Consider the following 21,912-nt stretch of genomic DNA (forward strand, 5'->3'; position numbering starts at 1 on the left):
GGGGGGGGGCACCGGCAGCGCTTGCGTCGTGAGACAGGCGCCGGCGGTGCCGTCGGGGAACAGGAGCGGGAATATTTCTCGCCCCCGTACAACACATGAGTCTATGCAGCAGGCGAGATGACCGATGCCGCCTGCGTGGCTAACTTGGCGTCAGTGTTTGTCTGAAAGCGTCGGCCGCCAGGAATCAGGCCGGCGCGCGCAACGCGAGATTCAACTGATCGACCACGACGGCCCAGTCGGCATCCTCGACGAGCTCGTCGCGCAGCAGCGTGGCCTGAGCCGGCGTCCAGAAGGGCGCCTCCCACAACTGCTTGTCCTCCGGCAGCGGCGAATGCTCCGCAATAAAGGCCCGGATATCGGACTCGTCAGAAGACAGCCCGAGCTGCGCGAACAGTTGGGAGAACGGGTGAAATGGCTGTTCCATGGCGCCTCGGCTCGCTGGTTGATGATCTCGACAGGGCCAAGGATTACTTGGCCGGCTTGGCCTTCTTCGCGTACTCGAACTCTGGCAGCGCCTTCACCGCTTCCTTGGTCGCCCCCGGCAACACGATCTTGTCGCCCGACAGGTCGAACTGGGTCACAGGGATGGCCACGTCGTGGCGTCCCACGCCGACGAACCCGCCCGCGCCGATGATCGCGAACGACACCGCGCGATTCGGCGCAACGATCAGATCGACGACATTGCCAACCTTGTCGTTGTTCTCGTTATAGACGGGTTTTCCGAGAATCTGCTTCTTGACGCTCGCGCCCTGGATAACGATTCGAAGTTCTTCGACGGAAACCCCGAGCGAAGCTTGCCCGGCAACCTGGGCAAAGGCCTGCGGAGCAAGCGAAATGGAAGCAGCGGCGAGGGCAAGAGCGAGCGTACGTTTCATCATGACTCCCAGAGTTTTGTAGGTTTGGCGGTTCGGAAAGTGCCTTGTACTAGATTCCCCGAGATGGCCCTGTCCGTAAAAGCCGGCCTGTTCTGATTCATTTGTCAGACGAAGGCGGGCAAGCAACCTGCAAGAATCCACCTGCGCATCACTTTCCTGTCATGAACGCCCGGCATCATCGGCGCCCACAAGAGTCGGTGTACCGGCCAATCAGGGTCATCGAGAAATCAGCGCCAACAGGGAAGTTCATGCGTTACAGCAAAACCATCACCGCAGTCGCGGCCGGTCTGGTCGTGGCATTGGGTTTTTATGGCTGCGGCGGCAGCGACGATGCACCGGCCACGCCGGCCAGCCCGTCTTCGCCCAGCCAGCCGACCACCCCCACGAATCCAGCCACGCCAGCCGACCCCGCCAAGCCGGCCGAGGCCACGGGCCGCTGGACCACGGGCGATCTGCATATGCATACGATCGAGTCCGACGACGCGCAGGACAAGCTGTCCACGGTGCTCGACCAGACCTTCGACAAGTTCGGTCTGGACTGGACCGCGATCTCGAACCACCTGCGCACGTCCTCGCGCGACCAGGACGGCGTGGCGATCGCCGGCGGTCCGCTGCCGTACTCGCAGGCCATGGCCACCTACGAGATTCCCGCCGTCAAGCAACTGCAGGCCAGCGGCCGCTACGCCAACAAGCTGATCTTCTCTGCATTCGAATGGGACATGCCGACGCATGACCACGTGAACGTCGGCATCTTCACGGGCACGCCGCTCGCCACGGCCACCAAGGCCGCCAACGAGTTCGAATACTTCTTCACGAACCGCAACGTCGCGCAATTCAACGCGGTGGACGTCACCGCATGGAGCGCCAAGGGCCCGCGCGCATTCACCACGCACGCGGACGCGGTCAAGGCGTTCGCCTGGCTGCGCGACAACTTCCCCGACACCAGCTACGCGCTGATCAACCACCCGTCGCGCAACGTCGGCATGTACACCGCCGCCAACTACCGCGAGTTCAACGACACAGCGCCGAACATCGCGTTCGGCGTGGAGGGCATGGTCGGCAACCAGATGGAGCCGAACCGTGGCGGCTACACGGCCGCGTACGTCGACGCCAACCTCAAGAACCGCGTCTATGGCGGCGTGGACTACGTGGTCGCGCAGGTCGGCGGCATCTGGGACGCACTGCTCGGCGATGGCCGCCGTTTCTGGAACGTGGCGGACTCGGATCACCACTTCAAGGTCATCGGTGCCAACAGCAGCGGCTACTTCCCGGGCGAATACGCCAAGACCTACGTGTGGCTGGAAAACAAGTACACGGGCGTGAAGGCGGTACTCGAAGGCATGCGCTCGGGCAAGATGTTCTCGGTGTTCGGTGACCTGATCAACGCGCTCGACTTCAACGCCGGCAACGGTACGGCCAAGAGCGAGATGGGCGGCGAACTGAAGGTCAAGGCCGGCGAGACCGTGACCGTGACCATCCGCTTCAAGAGCCCGGACCGCAACAACTTCGAGTTCCCGCTAGACAGCGGCGTCAACGTCAACGTGCGTCCCACGGTGAACCACGTCGATCTGATTGCCGGCGACGTCACCCCGCGCGCGGCCTCGGGCACGGCCGAGTACAGCAAGGAAACCAACGACTCGACGAAGGTCGTCGCCACGTTCACGTCGGCCGACTGGAAGCTCGATGCGGACGGCTACAACACGATGACGTTCACGTACAAGGCGGCAAGGAGCCAGTACTTCCGCCTGCGCGGCACGAACCTCGGCATGAACGTGCCGGGCGAGACGTCGAACGGCAATCCGCTGCCCGACCTGCAGACGAGCGTGACCGAGGACACAGCCCGCTTCAATGCGATCAACGCGCGCAACTACAACGATCTGTGGTTCTACTCGAACCCGATCTTCGTGACGGTGGGGTCGTGATGTAGCGATTATGAAATGGGGTTTCTCAGTCCTTCAACGAAGATCGCTCTTCTGGGTGGGGGCGGTAGCTCTTATATTCCACGGAGTTTTCAAAAAAGGACGATCCCCATGTTCAACTTCAACCTGCATGCCCCCACCAAAGTCCTGTTCGGCAAGGACCAGATCGCGGGCATCGCCGCGGAAATCCCGGCGAACGCCCGCGTGCTGATCACGTACGGCGGTGGCAGCATCAAGCGGAATGGCGTGCTGGAAGCCGTGCGCAAGGCACTCGGCGACCGCGTCGTCTTCGAATTCGGCGGCATCGAAACGAACCCCGATTACGCCACGCTGATGCAGGCCGTGGAACTCGGCCTCGCGGAAAAAGTGGACTTCGTGCTGTCAGTCGGCGGCGGCTCCGTGGCCGATGGCACGAAGTTCATCGTGGCCGCCATGCACTACGACGGCGACGCGTGGGACATCCTCGCCAAGCGTGGCACCGGTGCCCAGAAGATCAAATCGGCCGTGCCGTTCGGCGTGGTGCTCACGCTCCCGGCCACGGGTTCAGAGATGAACGCCGGCGCCGTGATCAGCCGCCGGGAGACCGGCGACAAGCTCGACTTCCACTCGCCGCACTGCTTCCCGCGCTTCGCGGTGCTCGACCCCGTGACGACGTTCACGCTGCCGGCACGCCAGACCACCAACGGCGTGGTCGATGCGTTCGTCCACACGACCGAGCAATACCTGACCTATCCGGTGAACGCCAAGGTGCAGGACCGTATGGCCGAAGGCATCCTGCAGACGCTGATCGAGGATGGTCCGAAGGTGCTGGCCGACGGCGAGGACTACGACGCGCGCGCCAACATCATGTGGGCGGCCACCATGGCGCTGAACGGCTTTATCGGCGCGGGCGTCCCGCAGGACTGGGCCACGCACATGATCGGCCACGAGATCACGGCCATGCACGGCCTGGACCACGCGCAAACGCTGGCCATCGTGCTGCCGTCTCTGCTGAACGCCCGCCGCGATCAAAAGCGCGAGAAGCTGCTGCAATACGCGGAGCGCGTCTGGAACATCCGTGAGGGCAGCGAAGACGCGCGCATCACCGCGGCCATCGACGCCACCCGCGCGTTCTTCGAACGCATGGGCGCCCCGACGCGACTGTCCGCGTACGGCATCGACGGCAGCAGCATCGGCGACATCGTCGCCAAGCTCGGCGAGCACGGCATGACCGCGCTGGGCGAGCATGGCGACATCTCGCTGGAGGTCAGCCGCAAGGTGTTGCAGGCGGCGGTGTAAGGCGACTGCGGCCCTTACAGCGCGATATCCGGCACCTTCTTCACCACCCCGGGGTTCGCCATCGGGGTGGTGGCGGGGACGATGCCGTCGAGGCTCGGCGGTGCGATGGCCAGTTGCAGCGTTTCCGCCGTGGTCGCCCATTCCGTCGCCAGCATCTGCGGATTCTCGTTGAGCTTCTTGCCGTAGCTCGGCACGATCTCGCGAATCTTCTGCTGCCACGCCGGCGTCTTCATCTGCTCGGGGAACACGCGCTCCAGCAGCGACAGCATGATCGCCGGGGACGTCGAGCCGCCCGGCGATGCGCCCAGCAGCGCCGATACCGAACGGTCGGCGGACACCACGACCTCGGTGCCAAGCTTCAGTACGCCGCCTTTCTCGGGATCGTTCTTGATGATCTGCACGCGCTGGCCCGCTTCCCACAGGCGCCAGTCCTCGTCCTTCGCCTCGGGCATGTAATGGCGCAATGCCGCCATCTTTTCCTCGCGTGACAGCGCCAGCTGCTGCGCAAGGTATTTCACGAGCGCGAACTCGTGAACGCCGACCTGCAACTGCGGCACGATGTTCGACGGGGTTGCCGCCTTGGGCAGGTCGAAGTACGAGCCGTTCTTGAGGAACTTGCTGGACCACGTGGCAAACGGTCCGAACAGGATCACGCGCTTGCCGTCGAGCACGCGCGTATCCAGATGGGGCACCGACATCGGGGGCGAGCCCGTATCCGCCAGGCCGTAGACCTTGGCCAGATGGCGTGCCGCGAGCTCGGGCTTGTCGGTGACCAGGAACTCGCCACCCACGGGGAAGCCGCCATACTGCTTCGCTTCGGGAATGCCCGACAGCTGCAGCAGCGGCAGTGCCGCGCCGCCCGCGCCGATAAACACGTTGCGCGCATCCACGGTCTGGATCTTCGTGCCGTCGTTCACGTCGAACGCCGAGACACGCCATGTGCCATCGTCGTTGCGCGTGATCGAACGCACTTCATAGCCGGTGGTGACCTTCACGCCCGACTTGGCGGTCAGGTGCTTGTAGAACTGGCGCGTGATCTCGCCCAGATTGACGTCGGTGCCGAGCGGCGAGCGCGTGGCCGTGACCACTTCGTCGGGCTTGCGGCCTTCCATCATGATGGGAATCCACTCGGCGATCTTCGCCGGGTCCGTCGTCATCTCCATGCCGGCGAAAAGCGGGGAAGCCTTCAGCGCTTCGACGCGCTTGCGGATGAACTCGCGATTCTCCTGTCCGAAGACAAGATTCATATGCGGCGTGGAGTTGATGAATTCGCGCGGATTGCCCAGCACGCCCTTCCGGACCTGATGCGCCCAGAACTGGCGGGAGATCTGGAAGTTCTCGTTGATATTGATGGCCTGGGCGATATGAACGTTGCCTTTGTCGTCCATCGGCGTGTAGTTCAGCTCGCACAGCGCGGAGTGGCCGGTGCCAGCGTTGTTCCAGCCGTTGGAGCTTTCTTCGGCCACCTTGTCCAGGCGCTCGAACACTTCGCACGTCCAGTTCGGCTCCAGTTCCTTCAGATAGACGCCGAGCGTCGCGCTCATGATGCCGCCGCCGATCAGCAGCACATCGACGCTACGATCGGCCTTTGCGGCACGGTACTGGCTACCGAAAAAGTACGAATATCCGCCCCATACCGCCGCGGCGCCGATCGCTGCGCCAAGGAACTTCCGCCGGGTAAAAGGCTCACGGCCGCGCGTCGCGGCCGTGCTGTTGTCCGTCTGAGTCATGGGGGGCTTCACTGTTCAAAGTTGCGCAGATTGTACCCCACCACGAAGAAACGCTAGGTGAAAACCCTAATAAGTGCCGCGTACGGCATACGTTTATCGCTGCACCTTCGACCAATCGGGCAAACCATCGAGATCCGGGCGCATCGTCACGCTCTCCTGCTCGTTGGGATCGGTGCGCGAGATCAGCGCCACGCAGGGCTCGTCGGCGCTGAGGTTGTACGGCAGATGGGGCACCCCGGCGGGGATATAGAAGAAATCGCCAGCGTTCACGACCGCATGATGCTCGAGGCGGTCCCCATACCAGCAGCCCGAGGCACCGCTCATGCCGTAGATCGCGGTCTCGTGCTCGGCATGCATATGCGCCTTGGCGCGCGCGCCGGGCGGAATCGTGGCCAGCTGGAAGTGGATATGCCGGGCGCCGACGGTCTCCGCGGAGATACCCACCGCGTAATGAAGGCCCTGCTTGCCGACGAATTCGGCACCGGGGCGGACGAGTTGGCAGGTGGGGGCGGTCTGATCCGAGGTCATGGCGATAAAAGCGGGCTATCGATGTTCCGAAAGTAGCCGACCGCAGGCCGGCAGCCTTTCAGGAAAAAACGCTTCGATAGCGGAAGAACGCTGCAAGCCGTCGTTACGGCGTATCGCGGTCCGCCGGAACGTCCCGCACCACCTCCGTCAGCTTGCCCGAGTTCATCTCGTAGAAGAACCCATAGAGCTTCACGTTCTTCGGCACGGCGGGACTCGCGCGCAGCAGCTTGACGTCATGCCGGATGGAGTCTTCGTAGTGCCCGATCGCGAGGCTGTCGTGATCGAACAGGCTCTCGATATCGGCGTGATGATGGTCATGAAACTCGCCGATCAGCGTGTCCGGCGTAAAGGCCGTGGCACCGCAGAACGAGTGATGAACGACCACGACGTTCTGCACGCGGAAGAGGTAATCCATCGTGGCCACCGATTGCAGTGCCGCAATGGCTCTGCCGCCCGCGTTGGACACGGCAAACAACGTGCGCGTGTTGCCGATACGGTTGCCCGCCTCGTCGAGGATGTTCTCGCCCGGATAGACCTCGTCGCCGAAATAGTCGGCCACCGCCTGCGGAATCTCCGCGGCGCGGGGATCGAAACAGTGGATCACGATGGTCTTCATCGGGATGAACTGGTTGAACCGGTCCGTGCTGTCCGGCGCGAACCACGATGCATCGAACCACGGTTGCGTCCGGAATTCGTATTCGGAGAACTTCGTCATGTTTTCACTCCACTCGTTGATGGTCATGCATTAGCTTTCGAACGGCGCGTGGTCGAGCAGGTCGCACACATCCGGAATCGCGCAGTCATGCACGTGGCGCCGGCCGATATCGGCCAGCCCCGTGCCAATCGCGGTATGCGGCTTCTTCCTCACGACCTCCGCGAGCGCTTCCTGAAAGGCCGCCTTGAAACCAAGCCGCGGATAAAGCTGCAATACGTCATCGACGAGCGACGGCGCGAGCTCGTCGAGGTTCAGCCCCATCACGTCGATGTGCGCGCCCAGATTGACGAGCGCCACCTCGGGTTCGCGCCGGTCGGCGATGCCCGCGCTGGAATGCAGCGCGATGGCATCCCAAACCAGTTGCGCCCGCGCATCGGCGTAGCCATTGGCACGCAAAAAGCGGCTGGCCGCATCGGCCCCGTCGACCTCGAATCGCTGGTCGGCCATGAAGTCTTCGGTCAATCCGAGGTCATGCAGCAGCGACGCGAGGTAGACCGCCTCCCGGTCATAGGACAGACCACGTTTGCGCCCCAGCAGCTCGGCGAACCACCATGTGCGATGGACATGGTTGAGCATGACGCGCGAATGCACGCGCTCGGCCAGGGCGGCGGCCTTGCGAGACAGTCCGGAGTCCGGGGCGATCACGCCGCCGATCGTGGCAATGGTGTTCACGGTTGACGCTCGATACGAATTTGATGAGAGCAAGTGTAGGCATGCCCGTCATGACACAAATGACTGTTTTCGGTCGATTTGTGCCAGAATGAAAACCCTTCGTCGCCACCCGCTTCAACATGCCGTCCCCAGCACAACCCAGACGCGTGGTCATCCTCGGCCTGCCACCCGTGGATGCACTGGACGTGATCGGCCCGGCGGAGGTCTTCGCCAACGCGAACCGCATCCATCACGCCAGGAAGCCGCCATACGTGCTCGAGCTCGTCTCCGCGAACGACGAGACACGCGTGGAGAGCGAAACGGGCATCGCGCTGTTGGGCCACCGAACGCTGGATCAGGAGCGCAGGGCCGCCAGGCCGATCGACACCCTGATCGTCGCCACGGGATTCAGCGCGATCGGCGCCGCCGACCCCGCGACGATTGCATGGATCCAGAAGCGGGCAACAACGGTGCGCCGCATGTGCGCCATCTGCGTCGGCGCTTTCGCGCTGGCCGAGGCCGGCCTGCTCGACGGCCGCAAGGCCACGACGCACTGGGGCGCCGCACAGCGGCTGGCCGAGCGGTATCCCAAGGTCGACGTAGACCCCACGCCCATCTGGATCAAGGACGGCAACGTCTACACCTCGGCCGGGGTCTCGGCCGGCATCGATCTCGCCCTCGCGCTGGTGGCCGAGGACCTTGGCGACGAGATCGCACTGGCCATCGCCAAAGAGCTCGTGCTCTATCTGCGCCGCCCAGGCGGGCAGGCCCAGTTCAGCACCACGCTGCGCTCGCAGAACACACCGGGCTCGACTCTGGAACGGCTCTGCCGCTGGATTGCGGAGAACCTGAACGCGGACTTGAGCGTGGAAGCGCTAGCCAGCCGGTCCGCCATGAGCGTGCGGACCCTGATCCGGCTGTTCCAGCGGGAGCTGAACACCACGCCGGCACGGTATGTGGAAGAAGTCCGCATCGAGGCCATCCGCCGGGCGCTGGAGATGGGCGGCAGAACGATCGAGGACATCGCGCGGCGCCATGGCTACCAGAGCGTGGACGTATTGCGCAAGGCGTTTATCCGGCGCGTGGGCATCAGCCCGAGGGACTATCTCAAGCGCTTCACGTCGGAGCCGGCGTCTGGCTGACGTGCTGCACCGCACCGCGCAAATTTGTTCGCGCGGGGTAGAGCCGGGGTGGAGCCGGGATAGAGCAATCGACGCGCCACCGCGCTCTCCACATCCCCATCCCCGAGAAAGGCCGCCCTCCGAATGCGGCCAAGGTAATGACAGTGCACTGAACCTGCACTGCACCAATTCATGACGCGACGTAATGTCCATACGTTTGCGAATCAGCGTTCGATTCCTATGCTTCGTACCGCGAGCAAACCAACGGCTCGCGGGACGTTCTTTCAAGGAGACAAGCGATGAGAGCATTCCAGCTTGGACTGATTGGCGCGGCTATCATGGCGGCGATTTTTCCTTCCATCGGGGTAGCGCAGGGCAACGACGACGCGTCGTCGTTCCGACGAGGAAACTCCGCGCAGCTGGCCGCGATGGTTAAGGCGCGACAGCATTTCTTCGGCCCCGAGAATGTCGACGAGCGGACCGGCAAGGTCCGCGAAGACAAGGTCATCTTCTCGTGGTTCAGCGTGGCGTCGTTCGCCGTGGCCGCGAAAGGCCGCGTCTTCCTGCTCGACTCGTACATCTATCGGCTCGCGGACAAGCGCGCCTACGTCCCGGCGACCGTGCAGGATCTGGTCGACGTCCGTCCCGAATTCATCTTCCTCGGGCACGGTCATGGCGACCATGCCGACAACGCCGCCTATATCGCGAAGCTCACGGGCGCCACGATCTACGGTGCCGCGGAGCACTGCGATGCCATGAAGGGCGACGCCGCGCGCATCTTCGGCGCGGGCACCACCGTCAAGTGCGAGGCCATCACGACGGCCGGTTCCGCGCCGGGCGCCGAGGTCAAGACGCTGCGGCCGCTCGCGCCGGATCTCTGCATCACCGCATGGAAGCACGTCCATTCCGCGACGGTGCCCGTGGACCCCGCCTACCCGCCGAATCCGATCAACCCCGTGCGCGACCCGCGCGTGGACACGCTGTTCCCACCGAATCCCGCGCCCGCGCTCGATACGCGTACCAACGCGGGCGTAGGCGGCCCGATTCCGATCATGTACCAGTTCACGGTCGGCGGATCGGACTTCACGTTCACATGGCACGACACGGCCGGTCCGCTGAAGGAGCAGGCACCGGCGTTGCTGCAATTCTTCACCACACTGCCGAAGACCGACGTCGAACTCGGCGCGGGCGTGAGTATCGGCGAAGCGAATAATGGCGTGCGCGATATCACGATGTATATCCAGGCGTTGCAGCCCAAGGTCTTCTTTATGGACCACACCGATAACTTCAATATTGGCGCATCGATGTTCTATCTGCAGGCCATTCAGCGACAATTCGATATCTTCAATATCCCCGTCGCCGATCGCCCGGAAATACGCGGCCTGCACGATCCGTACGACTATGTGAGACCGGGCCTGATGACCTTCAATTACCGCGACGACTACTGGCGCGATTCCCGCCGTGGCAATCGCCATAGCCGCTATTGCTCGGGTTAAAGATCTGACGCGGCTTCGCATCGGGCGGATTTGGCCTTATGCTTCCATGGCTTACCACGACAAGGAAGATAATGAGAGCCAAATCCGCCCGCCAGATCGGCATGCTGGTCGCCACGTCATGCATGACCATCGGCGCCGTGCAGGCCGCAGCCCTGACACCAGAAGCCGCACAGACCCAGGCCGCGGCCAGCTACAAGGAATATCTGGACCTGCTGAGCATCCCCAACGATTCGATCGTCCCCGAGGATATCCAGCGCAACGTCGCGTGGCTCGAACAGGCGTTCAGGAAGCGCGGCTTCACGACGCAATCGCTCGACAACGACGGCAAGCCGATGCTGTTCGCCGAGTATCCCGGCAAGCAAGCCAATCGCAAGACGGTCCTGTTCTATATGCACCTGGACGGCCAACCGGTCATCCCGTCGCAATGGCAACAGAAGAGCCCGTGGACGCCGGTGCTGAAGCAGAAGGGCGCCAATGGCAACTGGGAAGAGATCGACACCAGCAAGCTGTTCTCGGGCACGGTGGACCCCGAATGGCGCGTCTTCGGCCGCTCGTCTTCCGATGACAAGGGCCCCATCATGATGATGCTGGCCGCGATCGACGCGCTGAAGGGCGCCAACGGCCAGCCGGCCGTGAACGTCAAGGTCATTCTCGACAGCGAGGAAGAAAAGGGTTCCCCGTCGATCGCCAAGGTCATGAAGGCCCACCGAGACCTGCTGGCCTGCGACGCCATCGTGATCCACGACGGCCCGATGCATGCCACGAACCGCCCCACGCTGGTGTTCGGCAACCGCGGCGCCGCCAAGGCCAGGCTGGTCGTCTACGGCCCGAAGTCGCCGCTGCACAGCGGCCACTACGGCAACTACGCGCCCAACCCCGCGCAGCGCCTGGCCACGCTGCTGGCCTCGATGAAGGACGACACGGGCCGCGTCACGATTCCGGGCTACTACAGCAAGGTCAAGCTCGGCGAAGCCGAACGCAAGATCATGGCCGCCGTACCCGACGACGAGGCCGCCCTGAAGCGCCGCCTCGGCATCGCGCAGACGGACAAGGTCGGCAAGAACTATCAAGAGGCGATGCAATACCCCTCGCTGAACGTCCGCGGCATGGCCGCAGCGGCGATCGGCGACAAGGTTGCCAACATCGTCCCGGACAAGGCCGAAGCCGAACTGGACCTCCGCACGACGCCCGATTCCGACGCCGCCTACCTCGGCAAGCTGGTGGAGCAGCATATCGTGAAGCAGGGCTACCACCTCGTCTCGGGCACACCGACCGACGAAGACCGCGCAAAATACGACAAGCTGGCGAGCTTCACGTATCAGAGCGAAGGCGGCAACGCGGCCGGATCGCCAATCGATTCCGGCGTGGCCAAGTGGGCGTACGCGGCGTTGACGGGAACGTTCGGCACCCACCCCGATCCGGTGCGAATCCGGATGATGGGCGGGACGGTGCCGACGGCGGAGATCGTCGAGGTCCTGAAGGTGCCGTTCGTGATCGTGCCTTTGGTGAACGCGGACAACAACCAGCATGCGGCGAACGAGAACTTGCGGCTCGGGAATTATTCGAGTGGGGTGAGGACGATGTATGGGCTGCTGACGGAAGGGTTCTAGGAGAGATATCGGCCCGCGTTGAAGTTCATGACGATGACCATGTTCAGCGCGGCCACCCCGATAAAGGACCATGCCGCGCTGGCGCCCCCGACGGACCAGGCCGAGGCGAGCAAGATCATCAGGTCGAATACGAGCAGGGTACGTCCGACCGGAAGTCCTCGCGTCTGGAACAGGCGCATGGCGACGATACTGGTGCCTCCCGCGCTGAAGCCGTGGCGGAAGATGATCAGGAAGCCGACGCCGAGCAGCAACCCGCCGGCGATGGCGGCATAGGCTGGGAACTCGGCGTCGATATGCAGCAGTTCCGGCTGCAGATTGCTGAGGGCGGAGAGGGTGGCGATTCCGGCCAGCGCCTTCACGGTGAAGATCCATCCCATGCGGCGCGCGGACATGACGAAGAAGGGAAGGTTGATCAGGAAGAATGCCGTGCCGAACGGCACGTGCCAGACGTAATGCGCAAGGAAGGCAAGGCCCGCCACGCCGCCCACGAGCAGATGGGACGCCTTGAGTATCTGCACGCCGAGCGCGGCGAGCATGGCGCCGACCAGCAGCGCGACGATATCCTCCAGATAGGAGTGTTGGGCGGCGCCGAAGCCAAAGATGTGTTTCATGATGCCGATGCGAGCGTTGATGTCGAGTGAGCGTCGATGTCGACCGTGCGGTACGGCCTGCGCCGTGCCCGAAAGCGGGCAGGCCGCAGGCCCCTCGTATGGGAAGCGACGATCAGAAGATGTGCTTGATGCCGATGACCACGCCGGTCTGGTTCGCGCCCGCGGCGACCCGCGTGCCGACAGCCGCGCCTGTGGTGGCCGTCCCCCGGTTGTTCACATAGGTGGCATTCGCGTAGGCCATCGTGCGTCGCGAGAGCCCGTACTGCAGCGCGAGCACATAACTCAGCGTGTCGTTTCCGGATTGACGCCTGTCGTTCCAGTAAGCGCCGCCGCGCAATACGAGCCTGGGATGGAACTTGTAGTAACCGCCGAGCCAGTAGAGATTCGCGCGATACTGCGGCGCGGTCAGGTCGCTCTGGAGATAGCGATAGCCCGCGACCACGCCGGCCGACGCAAAGTCGTAGCTCACGGCCGTCGTGTAGCGGCGCTCCAGGGAACCGGCGGACGCGACTGTGGTGCCGCGCCGTTGATCATAGGCGGCTGCCATCGATAGCGCATTGCCGTTGTACCGCGCACCGACGCTCATCTCCTGTCCCACGCGCAGGTTGCCGGGCACTTCCGAACCGTTCGCGATCGTCGAGTCATAGCCGGTGCTGTACAGCGCGGTCACGGCGACCGGGCCGATGTCGCGCCAGATCTTGACGGCGTTGTCGACGCGGTTGGTGAACTGCGCATCCTGCGCCAGAAGGCCGTAGGTGGTGTAGCGCGTCGGCTCGAACGCGGGAAACAGGTCATAGAGCGTGTTGACCTGCCGCCCCAGCGTGATGCGCCCCCAAGCGGAGTTCAGGCCAACCCAGGCCTGACGGCCGAACAACCGGCCACCTTGCACCGATGTCCCCGTATCGGTGGCAAAGCCGCTTTCGAGCGCGAAGATCGCCGACATGCCGGACCCAAGATCTTCCTTGCCACGGAGCCCCCAGCGAGAGCCCGCGGTATTGCCGGACGACACGCGGTACACATTGTCCTGGCCCCGCGCGTTTGCGTGGCTCATATACTCGATGCCGGTGTCGACCACGCCGTATAGCGTGACAGTGCTTTGGGCATGCGCTCCGGCTGCCGCGGCGATAACTGTGCCGACAACCGCGGCTTGTGGAAGAAACTTCATGTGTCACCTGATTGACTGGGCGGCGTTATGCCGCCGGGGTTCGATGGATCGATTGCGGCGTGCGCAATCATGGTGATTCCGGGAACGCGTGCTGCGTCGCATCTGACCTGCGTCAGCCGGATACCAAGAGAGAAAGCGAGTGCAGTGCCGGTCTTCATGCCTCTGCGGCGAGACTTCCATGCGAGGCCGGCATGCTGGACGGTATGGGCGCGGACGATCGTGGCTCGTTGCGATCCACAGCCGGGGTTCTCCCGGATGGCTACCCGATAAACGTGTCCGGCAGCGCGGACTCGGAGAATCGGCCGGGCTTGTCACCGCGATGCAGCGATCCGCTCAGGCACCGCGGCGCGCGCTACGGATCGGATTGGTGCAGGATGCGACGTGTTTGGGAGATCCCGCACGGCTGTGGAGCCGATGCAGGATGCGGGCGGCGGGGAGGGAAGTCAGAACGTCGCGCGAGGCAGTTCGGCTTCGGTAAAGACGAGATAGGCGCGGGCGTCGTCGGGAATCGGCGGCAGCGAAGCGTTCCAGTCCTGCCATTCGGCGCGCATCGCCGCAAGGCGCTCGGGGTGCAGGTGCCGCAGGTTGGCGCGTTCGCGCGGATCGGCATCGAGGTTGAACAGATACTCGTTGCCGTCTACCTGAAGATACTTCCAATCGCCGTGGATCAACGCACGTTGCATGCGATGCTTCATGCGCCAGCACAGATTGCGAGCGGGCATCGCCGTGCCGTCTCGCAAATGGGGCAGCAGGCTGACACCATCGAGCGGATAACTCGGATGCGGCGCGACGCCGGCGGCGTCAAGCAGGGTCGCAGTCCAGTCCATGGTGAGGTTGGGCGCATCGCTGACCCGACCGGGGGCGATGGCCCGCGGCCAGCGCGCGAGAAGCGGCACACGAATGCCGCCTTCGAGCAAATCCATCTTCTGTCCCACGAAAGGCCAGTTGTTGGAAAAACGTTCACCGCCGTTGTCGCTGGTGAAGACGATCAGCGTGTCGTCCGACAGGCCCGCTTGCGCAAGTGCCTCGAGGACCCAGCCGATGCCTTCATCCATATGATGGATCATGCGTTGGTAGGTCTCGAGCGAGCCGCCGTCCAGATGCTTGCCTACGCCTGCAATCCGCGCCGATTCCGCATGATCGTCGCGCGTCAGCCAGGGCCAATGCGGCGCACTGTAATGCAGGCTAAGCAGGAATGGCTGGTCCCTGGGCTGCTCGCCAATCCATGCGGCAGCCTTTCTGCTCAACATGTCCGTGAGGTAGCCGGCTTCGTCGATCGGCGTTTCGTCCTGCCAGAGGTCAGGCTGGCCGCGAGGATTGCAGTGCGCGAAGTAGTCGTTACCGCCAGCGTGGAAGCCGTAGAACGTCTGATAGCCCGATTGGCGAGGCGAGAAGTGGGGTGGATAGCCCAGATGCCATTTGCCGAAGAGGGCGGTCCGGTAGCCCTGCCCGGCGAGCAGCGAGGCCAGCGTGGGATGGCTCGGCGGCAGGCCGAGCACCTTGTCGGCCGAGACCGTGGGCAACGGCTCTTCGGCGCCGCCGCGCAACCGGTATTGCCAGCGGCCGGTCGCAAGCGCAAAACGCGTGGGCGAGCACACGGCGGAGTTTGCGTACCCGCGCGTGAATCGCACGCCTTCGCTGGCCATGCGGTCGAGGTTAGGCGACACATCCGCGGGCCTGCCATGGCGATCGCGGGCACCCGTACAGCCAAGGTCGGCATAGCCGAGATCGTCGGCCAGAATGAAAATCAGATTCGGGCGTGTTCCCGCTGTCATGGAGAGCTCCTTCCAATGCTGTGGCGATTGCACTCAGTCGAGGGAAATCTTCGCGCGGTGCGCGAGCGCCTTGAACTTGTCGAGCGACGTCACGGTGAATGCCTGCGATTCCTTGGGCGACAGCTTGCCGGCCACCTGCCCGGACGCTGAAAGAATCGTCTTGACCTCATGCGTCTGTACCGCGTCGTTGATCGCGGCATTGAGCTTTGTCACGATCTCCGCATCGGTACCAGCGGGAACGGCGGCGACGAAGAACTGCGCCGCATCGTAGCCCTTCAGGCCTGCCTCTTCCATCGTCGGCACATCGGGCAGGCTGTCGATGCGAAAGCGCGTCGTCACCGCATAGGCCTTCAGCTTGCCTGCCTTGATTTGCGCGAGAACCGGGGTCACACCGAGCATGCCGAGCGAAACCTGTCCGCCGAGCACGTCGCTGATGGCCTGGCCGCCGCCCTTGTAGGGGATATGGACCATCTGCGTGCCAGCGAGCGAGTTGAGCAGTTCGCCAGCCAGGTGCTGGCCGGTGCCCGTGCCGGAACTGGCGTAGCTCCATTTGCCGGGCTGCTTGCGCATGACGGCAATCAGGTCCTGCAGCGTGGCCGGGGCATTGGCCGCCGAGCCTACCAGCACGATCGGCCCCTGCGACATCAGCGAAACCGCGCTGAGCTCGCGTCCGATCTCGGGTTGACGCGTGGTCTGCAGGATGGGACCGGGGAACGTGACGAGCGTGTAGCCGTCGTGCGGGGCGCGCGCGGCGGCCTGCAAGGCGAGCGCGCCCGATGCGCCGGGCCTGTTCTCGATGACGATCGACTGGCCTATCTTGTCGGAAACCGTCTTGGCGATGGCACGTGTCAGCACGTCAACGGTGCCGCCGGGCGCGAAGCCGACGAACCAGGTGATGGGCTTGGCCTTCGGCCAGGCGGTGCCGTCGGCGTGAGCGGAGAGCGCGGCAGCGCAGAGGAGCACGGCAACGCCGAGCTGGCGGGTAACGAGAGATTTCAGAGACATGGCGTATGGAGAAGAAGCGTATCGGTCGTATTCGGGCGTGCGCTGGCCACTTTGCTAACGGCGTGCGGGCGCCGCGTTGCCCTCGGGATCGTCGGGTTCGCCGGGTGCGGTATTCGGGAACTCGGCGACGCTTTGGTTGAACGTCCGGATCAGCCGCAGGATTGGCCCCATGACCCAGGTGTTGAACACCAGGACGTCTGTCTCCTCCTTCGGGTCGCGCGTGATGTTGAACAGGTACGGCGACTCCAGCTTTCCTTTTCCTTCGTTGACTTCGGGTTCCCAGTAGAAGTGGAGCTTCCAGTCGCGCCACTTCACGGCACGGAGCTCGTTCTTGATATAGAAGGGAAACCCTTCCCGCGCCGACTTCGCGCCGTCGAGGAACAATCCGCGCTGATCGACGCCGTCGATGGGGCGGTCGTCGGGCAACGGGGCGCCGGCGAGGCGGATCAGCGTTGTGAAAATGTCCGTCACATGCACGATCTCGTTGCTGATGGCGGGCGCGATCCGGCCCGGCCAACGCACGATGAACGGCACGCGCAGGCTGCCCTCCATGGCCGTGTGGTACGTGCCGCGCCAGGGTCCGGCCGTGCCACGGTACGGCGCGCGAAATTCGGGACCGTTGTCGCTGCAGAACACGAAGATCGTGTCGTCGCGCTGGCCCAGCGCGTCGACGGCATCGATGATCTGGCCCACGCGATGGTCCATCTCCATCATGGAGTCCGCGAAGTCGCCGTGCCCGCTCTTGCCCGCGAAGTCCGGATGCGGCAGCGTGGGGAAGTGCAGGTGGACCAGCGGAAGATAGAGAAAGAACGGCTGTTGGCGATCGACGGCGCCGCGCATGAAGGTCACCGAGCGCTCCACGAGTTCCGCATCGATGGTGCGCCGGCTGTCGAGGTCATAGAGCCTGACGTTCTCGGAGGGCGTCCCCGCCTTGCCGGCCATGATGTAAGGGAGGTCCGCCACGGTTGGGTCGTAACCGACGCTCGACGTGAACTGGCTCTCGTCGGTGGTGCGCGGGATGCCATACCACTCGTCGAAGCCGCGATCGGAAGGAAAGCGGCCGTCGATATCGCCGAGGTGCCACTTCCCGAAGTGCGCCGTCGCATAGCCGGCCGCCGACAGGGCCTGCGCGAGCGTGCGTTCCGTGCGCTTCAGGCCCTGTGGCAGCCCGGGCGGCACCGATTGGAGGCAGCCCGTTCGGATGGGATGGCGCCCCGTCATGAGCGCCGAGCGTGTCGGCACGCAATCGCTCTCGACATTGAAGTTCTGCAGCAGCAACCCCTCTCGCGCGAGAGCATCGATGCGCGGTGTCGGCGCCCCGCGCAGCGCACCGCCTCCGTAGCAGCCGAGTTCTCCCCAGCCGAGGTTGTCGGCGACGATCAGCACAATGTTTGTCTTCGTTGTTGGCATGTTCATGGTTCGCTTTGGTATGGCGGTCGGCCGGCGGTCCGCGGCGTGCCTTGCGGCCCCGGCTCCGCACGCTGGCCCGCAAGATGCTTCGTCAGCATCGATTCCGTCCGGTCCTGCGCTTCAGATCAAGCAAGAGCCCGGCCCATGGCCATGCCTTGACGGGCATGCCTTCATGCACAAATAGAATGGTCTTCAATCCCGCCGATATCTCCGCATTCCTCGCCGTGGTCCGGCACGGCAACGTAAGCCGTGCCGCTGTTGACATCGGCATTACGCAGCCGTCGGTGTCGAAAGCGCTGCGCCGTCTTGAAGACGAAATTGGTGTCTCGCTGTTCGAGCGTGGCGCGCATGGCGCGCGGCTGACGAGCGAGGGGCACCTGTTTGTGGAGTCGGCGCACCGGTTTGAGCGCCAGTACGCCGAAATGGTGCGTAGTGCCGGCGAAATGCGTGCGCGCTATTCCGGCTTGCTGCGTATCGGTGTCACCAGTCCCGCGAGCGACAGCCTGCCGCTGCGCGTGCTGTCGGAGATGATCGGCAAGCGGCCCGGCATGCGCGTGTCGCTCGTCATCGGCAAATCGGATGCGCTCAATGTCGCCGTGGAGTCCGGAGACCTGGATCTGGCCGTGGTGCCGTCCTATCCGGGCTACTCGTTCAGTTGCGCGCAGATGGAAGTCGGGGAGGACCAGATGCGCGTGGTGGCGCGGGCAGATCATCCGGTGTTCGCAATGTCGAATGCCGGTATCGCCGATCTGCGGGAGTTCGGTTGGATCATGCCGAACCGGCGAAGCGTGGCGCGCAAGCTGATGGGGGAGATCTTCGAGCGCGAGGCCGCACCGTCACCCCGGGTCGTCGTGGAAGTGGACTATGTGTCCGATGCCGTCATGGGGCTCATCATGGCGACGGACCTGCTGGCCCTGGTGCCGGCGGCCGCGCTTCGGGGATGGCTCGGCCGCGTCGTGCCCGTCCAGATGCCGCAGATGCTGATCCAACGCACCTTCGTGCTGCTTTCCCATCCTTCCGGGAAATGGTCGCCGCTGATGCAGACGTTCCGCGACATCCTGATCCGATCGCGACCGGAAGCGCTCGAATAAGAGAACTCGCGTAAGAGCGGCGGGTGGTATATGCCCAGCAGGCATGCCATTCACGTTCGACGGGAATGTCGGACAGCGGCAGCGAGGGCTATAGTCTGCGGAACTCCGCTCCGCGGATACTCACACTACCGCTGACTATAGAGATGCCTCGTCCCCACGTTTTCTTGCATGAACGCGAACCGGTTCGGCCGGCGCCACCGTCGCTACCGAGGAAGAAGGATTGGCGTCTCGAGGGTGAGGACCCGGATTACCGGTTCACCCTCGCGAACGAGCGGACCTTCCTTGCGTGGATTCGAACCGCGCTCGCAATCCTGGCCGGAGGGGTCTTGCTCGAGCAGTTTGCAAACAAGCTCGCATCGATGACGGTCTCGGCGATATCCATCGGCATGTGCGCGGTGGCGATGGCGATGAGCCTTCAATCCTATCGTCGGTGGCGTGCGAACGAGATTGCGATGCGGCACAAGCAGAGCCTGCCGACTTCGTCCGCCATTCGCATGTTGTCCATCGGCCTGGTGGCCGCCGGCGCGGCGTTGATCGGGACCTTCGTGTGGACGACCCGGTAGGCGGGGCGCGCCTTCCCGATCCAGGTAGGCAACCGGAGCGGACAGCGCTGGCATGGACGAGAACTTCGGCCGCTGTCCTGGCCAACGCACTCGCCGTTCTCCGCGGCGGCCTTGCCGACGGTTCACTGCCCCTGATGCTGCTCGGCGCTCTTTGTCTCGCTGCGGCGTCCGGTGTCTGGTTATGTGGACGCCATCGATCGCGCGCGGTCCTTCTCCACACGCGCCGAAGCGCCGGTTTCCCGCCATGGATCGTTGCAGCCGCGGCGATGCTTTCCAGCATCGGCGGACTCGTCGAGGTCGTTGTTCGCGTCACGACCTGACGAAGCGTCGCGGTTGACGTTCACTCCATACCCATCGCGTTCTTGCGGATCACGTCTTTCCAGAGCGTGTTCTCCTGCGCGACATAGGTCGTCATCTCCGCCGGCGACTTGAGCAACGGCGTCATCCCCCGCGCGTTCATGGTTTGCACGATCGCGGGGTCATGGAGGGCGGCATCCAGCGCCGCGGCCAGCTTGCCGAGCACCGGGGCCGGGGTCCGGGCCGGGACGAACAGGCCGAACCATGTGCTGACCTCGAAGTTGGGCACGCCGAGTTCGGCGAAGGTCGGCACGCTGGGCAGCAACGGCGACCGCTTTGCGCTGCTGATGGCGATCGGCACGACCTTGCCCGCGCCCACCTGCGGCAACGTGGTGGGCAGCGGGTCCATCAAGAAGTCCACCTGGCCGCCCAACAGGTCCGCCATCGCCGGACCGCTACCCTTGTAGGGCACATGCAGCATCGATATGCCCATCTGCATATCGAAGTAGGTCATCTGCACATGATGCGAGGTACCGGGTCCCGCCGAGCCATACGTCAGGCTGCCGGGACGCTTTTTCGCTTCCGCCACCACGGCAGCGAGGTTCGGATACTTGTCGCCGCGCCCCGTGATCAGCACGCTCGGCACCGAAGCAATGCCACCGATTGGTGCGAAATCGGTCATCGGTGCATACGGGACGGACTTCATCATATGCGGGACCACCGCCATGGTGCTCGCCGCGCCCAGCAGTACCGTATAGCCATCGGGCTCCGCACGGGCCGCGGCGGCAGTACCGATCGTGCCGCTGGCGCCGGGACGGTTGTCGATGACGAAGCTGACGTTGAGGATCTCGCCCATTTTCTGGAAGATCGGGCGCGCCACCGTATCGTTGATGCCGCCGGGCGGGAACGGCACGATCACGCGGATCGGCTTCGACGGAAACGGCGTCTGCGCCGCGCCCAGCAGTGGCCAGCCCGAGGCGGCGGCGGCCATGCAAAGGACGGCAAGCCGCAAACGCTGGCGCAACCTGGTACGGCGGGGCAATGCGATGCACATACGAAAGCTCCTGTTTCCTGAGTGGGGTGACAACCGTGCCCGCATCCGTTTAGCGAGATCCATGCCTGACAGCGCTGCTGTCTTCAGGTACCCACGCGCAACGGGCTGCGCAGCTTGCGCAGCACCGCGAGTACGCTCTGCGCCGTAATGCGGCCGGTCTTGGGGTTCTCGGTGGGGATGTTCTGGATGCGCAGCGAGAACGAGGCCGCATCCGAGTCCACCTCGATCTCGTGCGTGTTGCGCGTCAGCGCCGGATCCGCCCAGATCTCGAGTTGCGTGCGGTCCGGACCGATGCCCGCCAGCGCCAGCGCCACCACGACGTTGAGGTTGGCGGGGAAGCCCTTCGCCGCTTCCCGCGCGGTGCCCGAGAAGATCTTGATCGGCTCGGTCACGTCGTCGATATCGATGTTGTTGTTCACGAGGTACGGCGCGCCAACCAGCCCGCGCACGGGCTTGCGCGTGATCATCCTGACCGAGTGGATAGTCCCTTCGGCGGCAGCGGTCACGGCGTCGAGCCCCAGCAGCGCACCGGTCGGCACGATGATCTGGCCGCCATGCGCGCGCGCCAGATCCACGAGGTCCATGCGGTCGAGCAGCGCACCGCAACTCAGCACGATGACCGTCTTGCCCGCACGCAGCACCGGTTCGGCGATCGCGCCCACCAGCTCCGCGGGTGCGCATTCGATGACGATGTCCGCATGCTCGGCCAGCTCCGCGATGTCGACGATGGCAATATGGCCCTTTACGCCCCGCAGCTTCTCGGCGGCCCGATGCTTGTCCCGCGCGGCCACGGCCGTCAGCCGCAGGCCGTGGATGCCCTGATCCAGTTGCTCGACCAGCTTGGTACCCACCGCACCGAGGCCCGCGATACCCACGCGCAATTCCCTGAGCTCCTTGTCGCCCGACATGTCGTTATCTCCTGCAAGATCGTTGGTTGTTCGTGTGCACAATGGTCAGCGCTGCAAGCGGTCAGGACAAACAACTTGAATGCAGCGACGCATGAGTTATAGTGATGCGT

General features: G+C 64.2%; 21 protein-coding genes. 8 read left to right on the forward strand and 13 right to left on the reverse strand.

Going from position 1 to position 21,912, the window contains the following annotated elements; genetic code table 11:
* Window positions 1–184: 184 nt before the first annotated feature.
* The gene (locus tag FOB72_RS05880; protein WP_150371678.1) at window positions 185–424 is read right to left on the reverse strand and encodes a DUF2789 domain-containing protein; all 240 of its coding nucleotides are present in this window, start codon (window positions 422–424) and stop codon (window positions 185–187) included.
* Window positions 425–467: 43 nt separating this feature from the next.
* Window positions 468–875 carry a PRC-barrel domain-containing protein gene (locus FOB72_RS05885; RefSeq protein WP_150373763.1) on the reverse strand — a complete coding sequence of 136 codons (408 nt, stop codon included), beginning with the start codon at window positions 873–875 and terminating at the stop codon, window positions 468–470.
* Between the two features lie 248 nt (window positions 876–1,123).
* Here FOB72_RS05885 and FOB72_RS05890 point away from each other — a divergent pair, with 248 nt between their 5' ends.
* Together FOB72_RS05890 and yqhD are read left to right on the forward strand one after the other, a co-directional pair.
* Window positions 1,124–2,797, forward strand: a complete 1,674-nt coding sequence (locus tag FOB72_RS05890; protein WP_150371679.1) for an S-layer protein — start codon at window positions 1,124–1,126, stop codon at window positions 2,795–2,797.
* A gap of 108 nt (window positions 2,798–2,905) precedes the next feature.
* Window positions 2,906–4,072, forward strand: coding sequence for an alcohol dehydrogenase (gene yqhD / locus FOB72_RS05895; protein WP_150371680.1), 1,167 nt, complete (start codon window positions 2,906–2,908; stop codon window positions 4,070–4,072).
* Window positions 4,073–4,086: 14 nt separating this feature from the next.
* Here yqhD and mqo read toward each other — a convergent pair whose 3' ends face one another.
* The 4 genes from mqo to FOB72_RS05915 all read right to left on the reverse strand — a co-directional run bounded on the left by mqo (window position 4,087) and on the right by FOB72_RS05915 (window position 7,717).
* A complete protein-coding gene (gene mqo / locus FOB72_RS05900) occupies window positions 4,087–5,802 on the reverse strand; it encodes a malate dehydrogenase (quinone) (RefSeq protein WP_150371681.1) in 1,716 nt (571 codons plus the stop codon).
* Window positions 5,803–5,895: 93 nt separating this feature from the next.
* A complete protein-coding gene (locus FOB72_RS05905; protein ID WP_150371682.1) occupies window positions 5,896–6,330 on the reverse strand; it encodes a cupin domain-containing protein in 435 nt (144 codons plus the stop codon).
* Between the two features lie 103 nt (window positions 6,331–6,433).
* Window positions 6,434–7,045 carry a carbonic anhydrase gene (locus tag FOB72_RS05910; protein ID WP_150371683.1) on the reverse strand — a complete coding sequence of 204 codons (612 nt, stop codon included), beginning with the start codon at window positions 7,043–7,045 and terminating at the stop codon, window positions 6,434–6,436.
* 30 nt (window positions 7,046–7,075) lie between these two features.
* Window positions 7,076–7,717, reverse strand: a complete 642-nt coding sequence (locus FOB72_RS05915; RefSeq protein WP_150371684.1) for an HD domain-containing protein — start codon at window positions 7,715–7,717, stop codon at window positions 7,076–7,078.
* Between the two features lie 119 nt (window positions 7,718–7,836).
* Between FOB72_RS05915 and FOB72_RS05920 the strand changes: the two genes are divergently transcribed.
* From FOB72_RS05920 to FOB72_RS05930, 3 genes are all read left to right on the forward strand, one after another.
* Entirely contained in the window at window positions 7,837–8,838 is a 1,002-nt protein-coding gene (locus tag FOB72_RS05920) for a GlxA family transcriptional regulator (RefSeq protein WP_150371685.1), read from the forward strand.
* Window positions 8,839–9,116: 278 nt separating this feature from the next.
* Window positions 9,117–10,313 carry an MBL fold metallo-hydrolase gene (locus FOB72_RS05925; RefSeq protein ID WP_150371686.1) on the forward strand — a complete coding sequence of 399 codons (1,197 nt, stop codon included), beginning with the start codon at window positions 9,117–9,119 and terminating at the stop codon, window positions 10,311–10,313.
* 122 nt (window positions 10,314–10,435) lie between these two features.
* Complete coding sequence (locus FOB72_RS05930; RefSeq protein WP_411859826.1) at window positions 10,436–11,923, forward strand: M20/M25/M40 family metallo-hydrolase; 1,488 nt, start codon at window positions 10,436–10,438, stop codon at window positions 11,921–11,923.
* Here the strand turns inward: FOB72_RS05930 and FOB72_RS05935 are convergent.
* The 5 genes from FOB72_RS05935 to FOB72_RS05955 form a co-directional block, all read right to left on the reverse strand.
* Complete coding sequence (locus FOB72_RS05935) at window positions 11,920–12,534, reverse strand: YitT family protein (RefSeq protein WP_150371688.1); 615 nt, start codon at window positions 12,532–12,534, stop codon at window positions 11,920–11,922. The two genes, FOB72_RS05930 and FOB72_RS05935, sit on opposite strands and share 4 nt — an antisense overlap.
* A 112-nt stretch (window positions 12,535–12,646) precedes the next feature.
* The gene (locus FOB72_RS05940) at window positions 12,647–13,699 is read right to left on the reverse strand and encodes a porin (RefSeq protein ID WP_150371689.1); all 1,053 of its coding nucleotides are present in this window, start codon (window positions 13,697–13,699) and stop codon (window positions 12,647–12,649) included.
* 443 nt (window positions 13,700–14,142) lie between these two features.
* Window positions 14,143–15,474: a sulfatase gene (locus FOB72_RS05945; RefSeq protein WP_150371690.1), complete on the reverse strand. Its 1,332-nt coding sequence runs from the start codon at window positions 15,472–15,474 to the stop codon at window positions 14,143–14,145.
* A 33-nt stretch (window positions 15,475–15,507) separates the two neighbouring features.
* Window positions 15,508–16,479 (reverse strand): Bug family tripartite tricarboxylate transporter substrate binding protein, encoded by a 972-nt coding sequence (locus tag FOB72_RS05950; protein ID WP_150371691.1) that lies wholly within the window; start codon window positions 16,477–16,479, stop codon window positions 15,508–15,510.
* Between the two features lie 54 nt (window positions 16,480–16,533).
* Window positions 16,534–17,895 carry an arylsulfatase gene (locus FOB72_RS05955; protein WP_150371692.1) on the reverse strand — a complete coding sequence of 454 codons (1,362 nt, stop codon included), beginning with the start codon at window positions 17,893–17,895 and terminating at the stop codon, window positions 16,534–16,536.
* Window positions 17,896–17,972: 77 nt separating this feature from the next.
* Between FOB72_RS05955 and FOB72_RS05960 the strand changes: the two genes are divergently transcribed.
* The 3 genes from FOB72_RS05960 to FOB72_RS32930 all read left to right on the forward strand — a co-directional run bounded on the left by FOB72_RS05960 (window position 17,973) and on the right by FOB72_RS32930 (window position 19,863).
* Window positions 17,973–18,980 (forward strand): LysR family transcriptional regulator, encoded by a 1,008-nt coding sequence (locus FOB72_RS05960; RefSeq protein ID WP_150371693.1) that lies wholly within the window; start codon window positions 17,973–17,975, stop codon window positions 18,978–18,980.
* A gap of 143 nt (window positions 18,981–19,123) precedes the next feature.
* Complete coding sequence (locus FOB72_RS05965; protein WP_150371694.1) at window positions 19,124–19,543, forward strand: YidH family protein; 420 nt, start codon at window positions 19,124–19,126, stop codon at window positions 19,541–19,543.
* Window positions 19,528–19,863, forward strand: coding sequence for a DUF202 domain-containing protein (locus tag FOB72_RS32930; RefSeq protein WP_191002202.1), 336 nt, complete (start codon window positions 19,528–19,530; stop codon window positions 19,861–19,863). Before FOB72_RS05965 ends, FOB72_RS32930 begins: the two co-directional genes overlap by 16 nt.
* 20 nt (window positions 19,864–19,883) lie before the next feature.
* On the opposite strand, the gene FOB72_RS05975 is transcribed toward FOB72_RS32930, so the two are convergent.
* Together FOB72_RS05975 and FOB72_RS05980 are read right to left on the reverse strand one after the other, a co-directional pair.
* Window positions 19,884–20,831 carry a Bug family tripartite tricarboxylate transporter substrate binding protein gene (locus FOB72_RS05975; protein ID WP_191002203.1) on the reverse strand — a complete coding sequence of 316 codons (948 nt, stop codon included), beginning with the start codon at window positions 20,829–20,831 and terminating at the stop codon, window positions 19,884–19,886.
* Window positions 20,832–20,977: 146 nt separating this feature from the next.
* Complete coding sequence (locus FOB72_RS05980; RefSeq protein WP_150371697.1) at window positions 20,978–21,802, reverse strand: aspartate dehydrogenase; 825 nt, start codon at window positions 21,800–21,802, stop codon at window positions 20,978–20,980.
* Window positions 21,803–21,912 lie beyond the last annotated feature (110 nt).

Origin of the sequence: Cupriavidus pauculus (assembly GCF_008693385.1) — a bacterium.
In the GTDB taxonomy this organism is placed as follows: domain Bacteria; phylum Pseudomonadota; class Gammaproteobacteria; order Burkholderiales; family Burkholderiaceae; genus Cupriavidus; species Cupriavidus pauculus_D.